The sequence below is a fragment of the Fluviicola chungangensis genome, from assembly GCF_007558725.1.
Lineage (GTDB): Bacteria > Bacteroidota > Bacteroidia > Flavobacteriales_D > Crocinitomicaceae > Fluviicola > Fluviicola chungangensis.
The window spans coordinates 122,400-136,197 of sequence record NZ_VLPL01000008.1; the positions used below are offsets into that span (position 1 = coordinate 122,400).

At 40.1% G+C, this 13,798-nt stretch carries 20 protein-coding genes; 2 read left to right on the forward strand and 18 right to left on the reverse strand.

The features are described from left to right. Positions 1-145: 145 nt before the first annotated feature. From FO442_RS15225 to FO442_RS15300, 17 genes are read right to left on the reverse strand one after another with little or no spacing between them, the layout of a single operon-like run. On the reverse strand, positions 146-424 hold the full coding sequence (locus tag FO442_RS15225; RefSeq protein WP_144334070.1) for a hypothetical protein: 279 nt from the start codon (positions 422-424) through the stop codon (positions 146-148). 16 nt (positions 425-440) lie between these two features. Then, the gene (locus FO442_RS15230) at positions 441-872 is read right to left on the reverse strand and encodes a hypothetical protein (RefSeq protein WP_144334071.1); all 432 of its coding nucleotides are present in this window, start codon (positions 870-872) and stop codon (positions 441-443) included. 12 nt (positions 873-884) lie between these two features. Continuing rightward, positions 885-1,319, reverse strand: a complete 435-nt coding sequence (locus FO442_RS15235; RefSeq protein ID WP_144334072.1) for a hypothetical protein — start codon at positions 1,317-1,319, stop codon at positions 885-887. 13 nt (positions 1,320-1,332) lie between these two features. After that, entirely contained in the window at positions 1,333-1,821 is a 489-nt protein-coding gene (locus FO442_RS15240; RefSeq protein WP_144334073.1) for a hypothetical protein, read from the reverse strand. Next, complete coding sequence (locus tag FO442_RS15245; RefSeq protein ID WP_144334074.1) at positions 1,818-2,426, reverse strand: glycosyl hydrolase 108 family protein; 609 nt, start codon at positions 2,424-2,426, stop codon at positions 1,818-1,820. The genes FO442_RS15240 and FO442_RS15245 overlap by 4 nt, the downstream gene beginning before the upstream one ends. 43 nt (positions 2,427-2,469) lie before the next feature. Next, positions 2,470-2,916, reverse strand: a complete 447-nt coding sequence (locus tag FO442_RS15250; protein WP_144334075.1) for a hypothetical protein — start codon at positions 2,914-2,916, stop codon at positions 2,470-2,472. Next, the gene (locus FO442_RS15255) at positions 2,913-3,503 is read right to left on the reverse strand and encodes a hypothetical protein (protein ID WP_144334076.1); all 591 of its coding nucleotides are present in this window, start codon (positions 3,501-3,503) and stop codon (positions 2,913-2,915) included. The genes FO442_RS15250 and FO442_RS15255 overlap by 4 nt, the downstream gene beginning before the upstream one ends. Before the next feature lie 4 nt (positions 3,504-3,507). Then, positions 3,508-3,981, reverse strand: coding sequence for a hypothetical protein (locus tag FO442_RS15260; protein ID WP_144334077.1), 474 nt, complete (start codon positions 3,979-3,981; stop codon positions 3,508-3,510). Beyond that, positions 3,978-4,460: a hypothetical protein gene (locus FO442_RS15265; RefSeq protein WP_144334078.1), complete on the reverse strand. Its 483-nt coding sequence runs from the start codon at positions 4,458-4,460 to the stop codon at positions 3,978-3,980. Before FO442_RS15265 ends, FO442_RS15260 begins: the two co-directional genes overlap by 4 nt. Further along, positions 4,444-5,244 carry a hypothetical protein gene (locus tag FO442_RS15270; RefSeq protein WP_144334079.1) on the reverse strand — a complete coding sequence of 267 codons (801 nt, stop codon included), beginning with the start codon at positions 5,242-5,244 and terminating at the stop codon, positions 4,444-4,446. Before FO442_RS15270 ends, FO442_RS15265 begins: the two co-directional genes overlap by 17 nt. Before the next feature lie 2 nt (positions 5,245-5,246). Continuing rightward, positions 5,247-5,621, reverse strand: coding sequence for a hypothetical protein (locus FO442_RS15275; protein WP_144334080.1), 375 nt, complete (start codon positions 5,619-5,621; stop codon positions 5,247-5,249). Positions 5,622-5,625: 4 nt separating this feature from the next. Next, positions 5,626-5,802: a hypothetical protein gene (locus tag FO442_RS18745; protein WP_186280167.1), complete on the reverse strand. Its 177-nt coding sequence runs from the start codon at positions 5,800-5,802 to the stop codon at positions 5,626-5,628. Then, positions 5,789-6,157: a hypothetical protein gene (locus FO442_RS15280; protein ID WP_144334081.1), complete on the reverse strand. Its 369-nt coding sequence runs from the start codon at positions 6,155-6,157 to the stop codon at positions 5,789-5,791. Before FO442_RS15280 ends, FO442_RS18745 begins: the two co-directional genes overlap by 14 nt. Further along, entirely contained in the window at positions 6,154-6,729 is a 576-nt protein-coding gene (locus FO442_RS15285) for a hypothetical protein (RefSeq protein ID WP_144334082.1), read from the reverse strand. The genes FO442_RS15280 and FO442_RS15285 overlap by 4 nt, the downstream gene beginning before the upstream one ends. Further along, positions 6,726-7,385 carry a hypothetical protein gene (locus FO442_RS15290; RefSeq protein ID WP_144334083.1) on the reverse strand — a complete coding sequence of 220 codons (660 nt, stop codon included), beginning with the start codon at positions 7,383-7,385 and terminating at the stop codon, positions 6,726-6,728. Before FO442_RS15290 ends, FO442_RS15285 begins: the two co-directional genes overlap by 4 nt. 53 nt (positions 7,386-7,438) lie before the next feature. Beyond that, positions 7,439-8,155 (reverse strand): hypothetical protein, encoded by a 717-nt coding sequence (locus FO442_RS15295; RefSeq protein ID WP_144334084.1) that lies wholly within the window; start codon positions 8,153-8,155, stop codon positions 7,439-7,441. A gap of 19 nt (positions 8,156-8,174) precedes the next feature. Next, on the reverse strand, positions 8,175-8,390 hold the full coding sequence (locus FO442_RS15300) for a hypothetical protein (RefSeq protein ID WP_144334085.1): 216 nt from the start codon (positions 8,388-8,390) through the stop codon (positions 8,175-8,177). 244 nt (positions 8,391-8,634) lie between these two features. Here FO442_RS15300 and FO442_RS15305 point away from each other — a divergent pair, with 244 nt between their 5' ends. After that, complete coding sequence (locus FO442_RS15305) at positions 8,635-10,353, forward strand: hypothetical protein (protein ID WP_144334086.1); 1,719 nt, start codon at positions 8,635-8,637, stop codon at positions 10,351-10,353. A 98-nt stretch (positions 10,354-10,451) separates the two neighbouring features. On the opposite strand, the gene FO442_RS15310 is transcribed toward FO442_RS15305, so the two are convergent. Further along, positions 10,452-11,342 carry a phospholipase D family protein gene (locus FO442_RS15310; protein WP_144334087.1) on the reverse strand — a complete coding sequence of 297 codons (891 nt, stop codon included), beginning with the start codon at positions 11,340-11,342 and terminating at the stop codon, positions 10,452-10,454. A gap of 507 nt (positions 11,343-11,849) precedes the next feature. Between FO442_RS15310 and FO442_RS15315 the strand changes: the two genes are divergently transcribed. Next, a complete protein-coding gene (locus FO442_RS15315) occupies positions 11,850-13,787 on the forward strand; it encodes a DUF6908 domain-containing protein (RefSeq protein ID WP_144334088.1) in 1,938 nt (645 codons plus the stop codon). Positions 13,788-13,798: the final 11 nt, after the last annotated feature.

Sequence of the window (13,798 nt, forward strand, 5' to 3'; positions counted from 1 at the left end):
TGTTACTGTTCTGTTCCCGCCTTTGCCTTTAGCCGACCCCACTTCCTACATGTGGGCTAAAGACTACCTAAAAAGTACTGAATCCGATTTGTTTAATAACTAACATTCTAGCTAAATGGTACTATGAGTTAGCCTAAAGCATTTTCTATTTTTCGGCTTCAATGATGCGGTCTATTTTCTTTTCTATTCTTAGAAGACTTTCTTTAATCTGCTTTATTTCCGTGTCGTCAACCGCTCCCTTTAATTCCAGGTCCCGAATTTTGGAAAGCGTCTGGTCTATTTCCTGCTGTTGTGTGATATTGGTTTGGTGGTTTTGCTCGGTCATTGCCGAGGTCTGAAAATAGAACGGTACAACTGAAAAAATTGCCCCGATCAGGATAAGCAAAACGCCTTGTTTCACATTCTCCCAAAGATTTAGATTCATTATTTCAAGGTGTTAGTTATCCTATGCCGATCAACTGCGCTACTGGCAAAGCATCTAATTTTATGCCTTGTTTGTAGATCGCAATATACGGTACAGCCGTTTGGTCTTCTTGTTTAACGTAGAGAAGTAAAAACAGCTCTTTCGTATCGTTTACCTGAAACTCTTTCATGGAAGATACGAATATATTTTTAATTACGTCCCTAACGTACATTCCGACAATCATCCCCATACCTTTACCGCCTCCTGCATTAATTATTGTGTTCAGATCAGATGGTTTAACAAACTTTGTCTGATTGAATAATGCAAAAACAGGTTTTGCGGTTGGAAATTCGAGGTCAATTCGAATGTTCAATTGTGTTTTTTCGATGTTGTTTTCTTCTGATAGCGTACCGATTACTTTTGTACACACATCCACAAGCATTGCCTGTGCTTCTTTTGAATTAATCATGATTTCTATGTTTTAATTAAGTTGTTCTGCTTCGAGTTCAATTGCTTCAATGATGTCTGAAAGCTTCATTACTTTTAGCGTTTTTTCATCCTGCCGGATTCCGATACAAGGGCAATCGGCTTTATCAGACTGATAGAGTACAAGGGAAATCCGAGCGGGGTTTTCTAACTTGGTTTCTATCATAAAGGCATTATGAACCGTTTTGAATAATTTTTCGAGTACAATAGGGCTGAACCGAAGTGCAACCATTTTAGGGGTCAAAATGTCGTTGATTGGAATTTCTATTTCAGTTATTCCGTTTCGACACAGTTGGAAAAGTATTTTTCCTTTCTCCAAAATCCGAACTCCAACAGTCATTTGACAGGGTGGGATTTTGTATTTCACACAAAGGGCAATTAGCGATTCCCGGAATGTGAAATTGATGTGTTCTTTACTAATGCCTTTCATGGCTTTAGGTGTTTTAGGGTAAAAACCACCACAACCGTCCGTTGAACCTTACAGGGAAATGTGATATTCGAAGGAAACCCGTTTTTGCGGATAGTTTGCCTTTGATCAGGACCGGAAGATCTCCGATAGCGGTTGTTGTAGTCTGCGAGTACATGGGAGCAACTTTGCTGTGAATGTCTTCCCATGTAAATTGAACATCTAAAGGGATTACCGATGAATTGTCAGCAAGTAAGGTGTAATGCGCATTCGATGTAATGGTGGAGATTTTGAACCCGCCTACATAGAATTCGTAATATTGGTTCCATACCTCTAAATTAAAGCTGGACGGATTTGTGACCAGGAACGAAACCCGAAACGTCACGCCGACATTATCCAACTTCTGAACCGCATAACCCAACACCTCGTAATTGACACTTTTTGAAATCGAAACAATTCCGTAAATGCCAACGCCTAAAAGCCCGAATACCACAAATACCGCTACTGGAATCCAAATCCGTTTCATAGCCCGATGAATAAAAGTCCAATACCTACAATGAGCAGAGCCGAGTACATCAAAGTGTTGTTTGAAGAACTGCTTTCAGGGCTGTATTTGATATGCTCCAAGCGGTTCAGCCACCCATTGATATACTGTTTCTTCGGTGAAGCCTTATAACGGTTCGCACGTACTTCTTTAAGTGCATAGAACAAATCTTTTTGATTCAATTTGTTCATGAGTTCAATACCTTCCGTTGTAAAAACTTTGTGGTAAACAAGCGGGTGTTTCAGGCGCGAAAGTGCTTTTTCGGCAAGTATGCGCATTCCACTAACACCGTGGTTTACTGCACCATCGTAAAGCATGGTTGCAACCGATTGATTGTTGAGTTTTCCGAAATTGTTCTTATCCCAAAAATTCCGTTTTAGGATCAGTTCGGCAGTTGCACGGGAAAGTTTTTTCATTTCGGCAACCGTTGGAGTGCGTCCCAGGAATCCCGCAAGGGTAGGTGCAGCGATTCCCCAATTTGTGCCGATCAGATTCCCTAAATACCAATTGCCATCGTCTTCGGGATCGTTCTGATAACCGCCCTCGTTAAGACCTACAATTGCCTGTGATTTTTCAAAATTTGCCATGATATAAAGATTTAATTGGTTACTGTACTGTCTGTTCGTTAGATTACATGAGATTCATAGCTTGTGTATAGAGGTCGTCGAGATTCTTGATTATGCCAACTCGAATGGCTTCGTTATATGCTGTTTTAAATCCTGTTCCAATTTTACCGTCAATACCTCCTGTATCGCGAATACTGCTAACAATGAGATCGTTCATTTTCATAGCCCCCATGTTAAACAGGTAGGATTGCATTTTAACTATTTCATCTTTTGAGAATGTCCGTCCACCGAATGAAGAGGTAGAAGAACCGCCCCCGGAACTTACACCTGAAGTCGGTTTAGAAAGGGCGGAACTTCCACCTTCGGAAATCCCGTCCTTTTCTTCGGCTTCTTTCATTGCCCGGCTTTTTTGAACTTGTTTGATAATGATAATCGTAGCGACAGTCGCTATAATGGCTATGCCTAGTGAAATGGCTATAACCTTGATTACTTTTTTGTTTTCGGGTGTCATGATTTCACGTATTTATATGGTACGAATGTCACCGTGTCTGCTCTTACATATCCTTCGTCTGTACCCCAAAAACCTACGGGTTTACTCAATTTAACTTTGAGCCACCGATAAGGGAATCCGTTGTAAACCGTAGTTGTCGCCGTGGTAACTTTTCCGATTGGTGTTCCTGCTCCGATTGTGGTTAACAGGTTGTCGAAAGGGTCATACCACGCGGATTCTGTATTGACCTCTGCGGACGTTCGAATATTTGCATAATCTGAACCGCCTTGCCATTTTCGCTTAGGGTATAGAGTTGTCTTTTGAAGTTCAGAAACTGAATTCTTCAACTGATTTTCTTCGTCGAATATGGGTACAACCTGACCGTTTTGAATACTGCTCATATTGCTGGTTGTAGTTGTATTACCTCCTGTATTTGACGGTGGCGGGGTTTTCGTTTCGGGCGGGGTATCGTCACCACCTTTTTTCTTTTCCTCACTTGGGTCTTCCTCGGACGGTTTTTTAAAAATCAGGTAAAGCCCGATTCCAATAGCCGTTGCAAGCAAGACTGAACCCGCAATGAGGAAAATATGTTTTCTCTCTAGTTCCATGACCTTAGTTTTTTGGTAACTTGTTGACCTTCGCAACAAGCGAGTTCGCTTTTGACTTGTCTGTTAAAGCTTCCAGTAACACCTCTGCTAAATCACTATCGTAGGATTCGTTGAATTCATGCGTGATCTTTGAAACATCGTTTAAGTGACCCAGCCCATTGAAAGCGTTTACAATGGTGCTTTGATCGCTACCGAACCATGAATAGGCATCCCAAATTCGTTTCGCGATTTCCCGTGCTTCAAGAAGGGTTATTGTTGCTTTTCCCATCTTTTGGTAAGTATTCGGGTTGAATGCACCGGATGCAATTAATTTGTTTAAACCTCCCTGTGCCTCTTGACTGTCCGGATTTTTGAAAGCTTCTTCCAAACGTTTGACAATTCCAGATTTTTGAATTGACCGAACAATTAGGTATGCAACACCACTTACCACTACAACCCCTAAAATCGAACCTCCGATAATGACTGCTTTGCGATTCATGACAATAGTTTTACTGTACTGGGTGTGCCTATTGCTTTGGAAGCTCCAAACGCTCTTGCACCGCCTTTAATGCCAATCGGAACCGGAGCATCCAAAACCATTTGCCCAGGTGTTTTACCACGGTTCGTACTTTTGATAATGTAGTAGGCAATCAAACCCACTCCCAAAATTGCTGTTCCGATAACTACCGCACGAACTACGTTTGCGGTATCTCCGAACCAATCCACGATACCGATTCCAAAGTCGGTCATTTCGCCCTTAAAATCGGTGGTCAGGTCAACACCTTGTTCGTCCATATACTCGCGTAAATCGTGTGTATCGGCAGAAGTTCCAGCACCCGCCCGTTGATTCCAGAATTTGAGAAACCAAGCATTAGCCCCTTGTTTTCCAAACCAACTTTTTAAGGCTTTGTGAAACACGATCCAACTTTCGGCATTATCTTCCGAAGTCGGTATTACTTTGCTAGGATCTACTCGCATGGCTCTTCGGTTTACATCTGCACGATTCGTTGGCTCGGAACAACTGGATAAACTCACTAATTGCTTTCATGCGTTTGCGGTTTAGTTCCGTGTCTTTCTTAGCGAATACAGCGCGGTAACAATTCTCAACTTCCGTATAATCAAAACCAAGGTTCAACGCCATGTGAACTGCGATAATATCAGCGGTCAGTTCATTGGCAATTGCCTTTCCGAATTCAGGGTTTTTATACTTATGACCGTATTCGTGCAAAAGCATGATCATGAGCATAGGAACGGTGTAATCTACAATAGCCTTTTTTGAAACTTCGATCATTCCGGAATTGCGGTCGATTCGTGCGGGTGTGGTGAGTTCCGTTCCCCCGTCTTTCAACTGATCGAGGTACAAAATTGAAAAGCCCTCACTTTGGTAAATCGTTCCTTTTTCTCCGGCTTCCAATCGTGGCAGTTCCGTTGCGAACCATTTGATAAATGCGATAAACTTTCTGTCATCATCTGTAAGCTCCAAAGGACATTTTGTGTCGGGTTTTACCTCAATGCGTTCCAAGGCAAAACCTGTTTGCCCAGGTGTTTCATTTTCCGCAACAATTCGCGCGGTTAATTCATCGGGAACAATCGGCATTTTCATTTTCAGATCAAGGCTTTTAGCAAGCTTCAATCTTCGTTGAGCGTACACGCGCTTAGTATTGGAATCAAAGACCGTAATCCGAAGGCTTAACGGTTTGAGAATCCGAAGCCCTAAAATGAGGTGAAAGGGCTTTCCGTAAGGGAACAAATCGAACTGCATGACTATAATTTTTTACCGATAAAAATTCCCACACCAACCGAGATAAGCGCAACGGCTAGGAACAGCCCTGCGTTCTCCTTAATAGTCTCTAACCATTTTGGTTTTTTAGGTGTTTCAACTGTTTGCGTTGCAGTTGGTGGGGTGGAACTTTCTGTAACTATCGTGCTTTCTTTGGTCGGCACGGTGGTTGTCTGCGTTGGTGTTACTGGTGGTAATACCTGTGGAGTTGGTGCGGTGGTCTGCACCTCTGAAACTGCTAAATCTTTTTGCACATTTTCAGACGGGTAAATAACCTTTATTTGGGGTGAAATAATACGCGGATCGCTCAATTTTACACCACCTGTTGAGGTTGTCGAATTAGGGGCTGTTGTTGTCATACGTTCAAATTTTTCTGTTGATTGCTATTGCTCCCGAAAGCAGACCCAAAACAAGGGGAATCGACCACATTACCTTTTGAAGAATCAGGCAGATCACTATTCCAATGAAAGCACCGATCAAAAAGCCGTTGCGATATACTCTCGCCCCGTTTCGGTAATCTTGTGGGTTAACTGGCTGCATTGCTACTAGTTTTATACTTTCGATATAGCCTGATAGAACCCCAAATAATAAGGACTGCTACAACCGCAATTAAAACACCGATTCCAATGTTTCGCCAAAGCTTCGAATTCGGCTGGTCATTACTTCGATAAGGTGCAACGTAACTGTCTTTAGGAACATAGTCCATATCAACCCCTGATAAGTCAATAGGACTGTCTTTTCGTTTGATCGTCGTTCCGTCAGGTCCGCTTGTAATGAACCAACCCGCTTCGTTTAGTTGTCTTTCCAGTTCGCGAGCCAAATCGTCATTCGTTAATTCAGCTTGCATCTGCTGTTTAAAAAGCTCCTGTGCCTTTTTTTCGCTCATGTAACTCATAGCTTTGCGATTTGTGGCTGTGCAGTTTTAAGTGCATCGCCGGGTTTAACTGCGGTTGTTGCTTTCGATTTCATAAAGGCGCGGACTCCGATAAGGATTCCGACAATGACAACGACAGAAATTCCAATCCACATCCACATTTGGCGGGTCTTTTTTGCCCGTTCTAATTCTAATTGTTGTTGTGCTAATTGTGCTTGCTTTTCTGCATCGGCATCCGACTGTTCCCGTTGCCCTCTTCCGATCCCGCCCAGGACAGAACCAACAGCCGACAGCGCACCGCCAACCATTTGCCATACTGCGCCATCGGCAGAGGAATAACTATCTGCTTCTAAAAGCATCCGTGCAATAGATTCCCGTAATTGGGAGTTTGTAGCCAAATGCTTGACTACAACAGCATACATAACAGGCGATGGCAGAGCAACGCCCACGGATACGCCCGATTTATGTAAAACTTCCAAAGTCTCTTTTGGAAATGCGTAAACAACTTCTTTAAGTCGGGCGCGAACAAGCTTGTTGTTTTCCGCTTCCCGTTGATTGCGCTCATTGTCTAATATTGTTTCTGCGAGTTTCATTGTGCCACTGCGTTAAGTGCTGATGCCTTTCTATGGCGAATCACCATCACGATAACAATTATCAAGATGATAGAACCGCCAATGATTAATCCCCATTTTAGTTGCGGGTTCATCCCTTTGGCTTTTTCTACTTCTGCTTGTGCCGTTGCCTGTGCTTGTTGCAATTCAACTTCCTGCATCTTGGTTTCGTGCGTGATCTGCTCCTGTTCCTTTTGTAAAGCGAGTTGCCCCAATTGTTGAGCATGTGCGGTGGTCAATCCTTTTGAAAGTCCATCGCTTTCACCTTTTACTAGAGCATCCAATTGGCGTTCAATTGCCTTTATTTGGTCAGGAATGCGACCTTTTTCGGTATTCATGGCTGAAATCTGAGCGTTGTAATCCACAATGCGGTTTTTTGCATCGTAAACCGCCTGTTCAACACTTTTTCCATTTTCTTTCTCCCAATCTTTTTTGCGTCGATTGTTCAAACCCTCCAACCAAGTAATATCGGAAGACATTAAGTTTATTGAGTTTTGAAGATTTGCAATTGTCCGGGGTATTTCCGTTAGCCTTGCTTCCAAACGCTGCTTTTCCGCTTTCAAACTGTCCAATGTGGTTGAACCATCGGCTGAAAGTTTTGGTTTAGGCAGAAAGAAATTCCAGTTAATACGTTTCATGACTTCATGTTTTAAAAGGTTGCCCGCATTACGGGCAACCTTGATTTAGGGGCTTATCTGCGTGGTAGCAGAGTTTGTTGCGGTAATATCAAACCTGCTGTGTTTACCCGTGCAGGTCCAAACGTCTTGATTGGTTCGTTTCCGCTCAACGGTTCCGAAATGTCTACTTTGTAGAGCGGGAAAATGGTATAAAACACGCGGGTAAGCGGTTCAATCTCAATTTCCCAGTAGGTTGACCCCGTAATTTTCTCGTTGATTGGTGCATCCAGCATATTTTCAAGATTCTGATAGGCAGACTTGAACTGTTGCATGTTCAACGAACGCTGATTCGAATTACCGTTGGGATTACGTTCATTCACCGTAATGAATTTGGTAATCTGCAACTTGTTGTCGGATTCGATGCGCATGAATTGGGTTACGAATGCACTTGCGGAAGATTCCAACAACTCGACGTATTCAACGCCTGGTTGACCCATGGTAATTTTAATTTCCGGATCACTCCCGAAATTCGGTTTTGACGAGAACTTGTTTTTCCCGAAAATGATCGCTTTGTGTGCAACTTTATCGGGATTCTCAACGATGATCTGGTACGGGTCTGCCTGAAAAACTTTTGTTCCCTGCATTCCTGTTCCTGTTGCGCTCTCATCAGGCGCACCCTCGATGTAATCGTAATAGGGTTCGTGATACCCAGTACCGTCAAAATTGCTGTACTTACGATCTAAGTGGTTTAGTACCTCGGCGAACGGGGTACGTTTTTGATTTAAGTTCATAACTCATTAGTTATGTGATTTAGCCTTCGCTTGTGGTAGTGACCGGAGTTGTCGTTACCGTCTGCGTTGTTCCCTGTTTAGCCACGGCGGGAGGTGTGGTTGCTGGATCGGTTGTTTTAGGTTTGGTCAGTTGGTAGACAATATACCCGCCAATGACCTGCGCTAAAACGTTAATCCCGATAATGATAAACAACTGTTTTCCTGTGAATTGTTTACCTGTTACATCTGATCCCATTTTTGAAAAAGAATTTAGTTAAGGGACTTGTTTTCTTCTTCGAACGAACGAGTTTCAAAAATGTTAAATCAGTAACTGCCCACTAAAAGCGGGTAAAGTGGGGCAACTAAATGTTAAAACCCCATTTGTTGCGGGTTACAGAAGATTGAAAAGTGGGCAGTTATAATTTTTGAATAGAGTCGGGAGACTGTGTTTTAAGTAAAAAAGTTACATTTATTCGCAAAAGATTACATAATATTCAGCAATGAAGACAAAGAGTGAAACCACTATTCAAATAAACTTAACAGACTATCCTACAACTCAAAATGGTTTATCGGATTTCCGGAATCGAATTCGCCAATCTTTAGGAAAGACCCTATACGAATTCAAAACAATGAATGAATTAACTTTTGCCGTGTTAAAATTGATTCATCCAATTTCAGATGACATTAAAGTTCTAAAGGATATTGAAAAAGGAAAGGTTGAAGTATTGAAATATTTCAAAATTTTGAAATCCCAGGAAAGCATTGTAACAAATTCAATCCCGGGTATGAAACCAGCCAAGACTGTCGATAAAGACTTTAATTTCAACTTTTACATTTTGGGTTTAAGGCAAGTTCCTAATGTTGAATTACAGGAACTAAAACCAAGCGTTGAAAACGATTTAATCTTAATCAATGAACTGATCCAAAAATATGAGGAACACCCGGACGTTAAACAATTCAAACGAGATTGCCAGGTTTCAAAGAAAACAAGTATCCCTATTATTCAATTCTACTGGCGTTGTATTGATGCCAGACAGGAGATTTTGAATTATTATTTTGTTGGAATGTACGATTGGGCAAACAGGCTTTCCGCTCACTTTATGGAAAAGCATACCACGTTGTTTATGGTTACTACGATCGGTTATAGACCTTATGAATTCAATCAATCATTATACAGCCATAATTTCGATTTTTGGAAAATTGATTGCTCAACCCACAGGCTTAAAAATTGTAACGAAATTTTTGCATACGAAATTCCCGCTTATATTGAATTGTACAACGCAGATAAAAGGGCTTTTTACGACAAGTATTTTTCATTGCGAGATAAAGAAGACATAATTGCGGAGATAACCGAAAACATGGAAATTCTTTCCATCGAAAGGAAACGTATTTTCAAAGAGATGCTACAATACTTTGATCGTCAGGAGTGGTTAGCCTTTTATTCAATTGCTCTACCTCAAATCGAAGGTCTTTTCTCGGAAATGATTGAAGCTGAATCGCTCAACGATTCCAATTCATTGACTACTAGAGCGCGTTCATTAAGGTCTAGTGCATATATTGATTATCGTGCGCTTGATTACTTTGAATATGTTCTACCAGCACAACGAAACAAATTTGCCCATGGCGGGATTTTGGAAGACATTGAATTACTCGCCTTCGATCTTATCACAGATCTGGAATGTGTATTGCTTCAGTTTATGGAAATGGAAAATCCATATATTAAAGCTGCACGCCTTGTAAGTTCGTCACAATTACAACTAGTAGACATCTATTCCTTGGGTGAATTTTTCAAAATCATTTTGAACCTTTCACCAAATCACGAAAAGAAACTCATTGATAAAATCAAAGTTGTCAATGAGAAATTAATAATTCCGAATGAAGAGAATTTCGATTATATGTTTCGATTACATAGTGCTAAATATGATTTTGGGAAAAAAGACTTTGATGATGAGCTGGAAAAGCAGGGTTTTAAAAAATTGGATGAAACAAATGATTTAATTAAGGCTTTGGGTAGGAAAGAAATTATTTTGGAATTCAAAGGGGAATTTTTAGGGTTCATTCTTGAAACCGAATCGTTTTTAGAAATTTTAGAACTAACCCGTAAATACAGCAAAAAATATCTTGGTAACAATTTCGTTAAACGTGAATTAAAGAGTTATGGAGTGGATGAAAAAAAGGCAATGCACAACATAAAGCAATTAAGTTTGTTTAAAGAGTAATAAAAGATTAACTTAGTAATGATTTAGGTGGTTAGGTTAGGTTGATTAGTGAAAGGAGTATAACGCCCGTTGTACTCCTTTCGCATTTAATAATCCTTTCAGTCTAAGTAAATACGCTCGTTAAACCATAACTCATTTATTCTAACGGCAACTAAATTACTTGCCTTGGGACGGTTGTTTTCGGTGCAGTTCAACGTCATTTCCTTTCCGTTCAGCAACTTGAAAACTACTTTTGGGTAACTCTCAGTTCCGGTGCGTTCAACAACTTCCTTTATACTGCCAATTGTGAATTTTTTAGCGTAGGCGAATTTGCTTAGGATCTGGTTGTGGTATTCAACCAATTTTTCTTCTGAAAGTAATTTAGTTAATGAATCAGTAGAAGGTGTTTTAAGACAAGCCAATTTGATTAATTCGGAACTTGTCAATATCTCGTGATTTTTATTCTTTTTCTTATTGTTCTCAATTCGATATTCTACTAATTCATAGATTAGTTTGTAGTGTAATTTCTGAATTGGTGCAAGCCCATCGTAATCCAGTTCCGGAACACTTGCCTGAAATTTGGTACTACTACTTTTCTTTATTATTTCAATTTCCTGCAACAGCGATTTAAAGGCTATGGGGTCGTCTTTCTTAGTTATAAGGATGCCCATTTCTACATTATTCTCTTGCGAGAATTTATAAAGATTCATAGAACATATAACGGCTTTCTGTTCATTGAGATAACATTTTGCATGAAGATTTTCCTTTTCCAAAATGGTGAGATTTTTAATGGTTTTCATCCATTCAAATTCAGTGTTCTTTAATTCGTCCTTACGGCAGATCAGCGTGAAATCTTTCACCTTCGTGTTATCGCTAATCGTGACGATTTTATCTTTAAATGTTTGTGAAACCTGAATGTAAGGTGATATTAAAACGATACTTTTTTGTGCTCCTTTTATTAGTTGTGAAATCTCACTTGATATTGATTGTGTATCCAGGAATACTGCCATAGAATAGTTAATTGAAGATTCTCAAAAATAATGGTTCTTGTGAGAAGCCTATTTCGTTCCGTTAAATTAAGTAGGATTCATTTCGATGAAATCAACTTATCAACTTATCGAATCCAACTTTTACAACTGGCAATTAACTATTTCCAACTACCAAATGATTACTGTTTTGTTCCAAGTTAGATTTAAGTAAGGTTCATTTCGACGAATTCAACTTTTCAATTTGCTGAATTTAACTTTGTCAACTACCATTCAACTAATTTCAACGACGAACCGAATAAAATCCTTTGAATACCTACTGTTTATGAAGAAATGTTAATTAGCAGAAAAATTTTTGATCCGATGTAACAATTTGAAAATTGATACGTTGGAAATAGTATCCTACGCGGGCAAAATTTGTTCGCACCCCTAAATAAACGGGCTTCCAAACGCCCCGATTCAAGGTGTCGCTGATTTATTAATTAAATATTTCAACGATGCAAAAAGACATCATGAAACGAAAACCATTCTTTGGAATGGAAACCGTATCGAACAGCGGAAGTTGTATCGGTCGGAGATTTGGTTCTGTATTGGACGGATTCCAAAAAGGCGGAGTTATTAACCTTAACCGTCATGGCAACCGACAATAAGAGGCTAACTCTTGAAGAAAACCTTGCAACATTCAATGAAGAGTTAGTAAGCAATGTAAATAGGCTTGCATCTTTCATTCGCTCGTATGAGGGTGGAAAATGGGGGGCAGCACAAGCGAAAGCATCGCTGTTACTTCGTGAAAAGAAAGCTATTGATTACATTGAATCTGTTCGAAAGGCAGTTGCAGAAGGAGTTGAATCGAAAATTTCAGAAGGACCGGAAAATCGTGTAAAACCTGTTGATGTATTAGCTTTAAAAAGAGAACGAACGATCTACGAGAAAAATTTCGATAGGCTTATGGCCATTGCGCCAGGACTCGATGAAAAGCTAATAAAATACAAGTCTGGCGACGAAATTTACGGTAAGTCTGTAAGCCGTGGTTACATGGATCTCAACTTTGAATTGCTCTTTAAAGATAAAGGCGGTTTTCACTTTGCAATGTCACATTATTACAAAGAAAATGGAGACATGATTGCTGATCCGGATATGGAAATCCTGATCAACATGGAACACAGAACCATTGAAGCATTGCACTTTCAGGATCGTTTCCATTACGAAGAAGTCTACGACGACAAAATTAGCCGGAAGCGTGTCGATAAAAAGGAACAGGAGAGCCAAAACAGCTTTCTTGGGGAGTGGCTCAAAAATTTGAAAAGGCAAGACCACAAAATCGAATGGGAAGACGACGAACCCGAAGAAGTTCCAACAAGTTTTATTGAGGATAAATACCAAAAAAATAAAATCAAAAAGGCGGAGGAAAAAAAGGAAGAACCAACAAAATCCGAATCGAAAGAAGACGAAATCAAGGAAGAAGCCAAAATTGTTTCTTTACCCAAAGGAGACCATGAAAGAACAAGAGCAGGGTTAAGAAAATTCATTGCCATCGTTGCCCATCAGGAAATCGGATCGCATGTGAAAAATCCGGATGATTTAAACGAGCGTGTTAAGCACATCTTAGATCATCAAGGCGCATCCGATTACCTTGTAAACGCTTGGGATGAGTTGCTAAATGAAAGTCACCAAAGGTTAAAAGAACTCAACTTTTACAGGCTGACGGTATTTGCTCCCGACATTTTTGATTTGTTGAAAGATTCAGGTGAAAAGCTTCGAATTGTATCAGAGAATACTAAAGAAGCTTTCAGCATTGAACTTGGAGATAATCGAAAAGAAAATGCAAAGGTGTTAGCCGTTTATCAACTTCAGGGATCAGAAAATATACCAACGCTTCTTTTAAAGATAAATGAGCAAAAACATCTGTTAACGGTTGATCTTTCTTTTAACTCGTTTATGGACATCGAAACGTTCAATTCGGATGATGATGAAATTTCGAATATCGAACCTTACAGGGCATCTGTTGGATTGGAGAAATGGTTAAAGTTCCTAAAGAAAAACAAGTATCGGGTAATTGGAACTAATCTAAAAGCTGAAAAAGGTGGTTCAAAAAGTGAGTTGCCTGTAACAGCGGAGGAACCAATCATTGAGTTTCAGCCTACCGAAGCGGAATCAACTGAACCGGATGAAGAGCCAGACAATAACTATATCAATGCAAACATTCCTGATTTCGAACCTGGACAAGTGAAACTGACAGAAACCCATCTAAAATATGGGGTAACTCAGGAAATGATTGATTACATCAACAAAAACAAAACCAATGCCGTAGTTATTCCTAGAAAAACGGCAATGATCTACAACACAAAAGACAAGAAAGCGGATCTAGCGAAACAAGCTCAAATGCCCGGATTCAGATTATCCAAATATGGCAAATTCTATTACGAGGGCAGAAGCAACAGATCAGACAGAACCCGCGACGGATATTGATAAAAACCTAG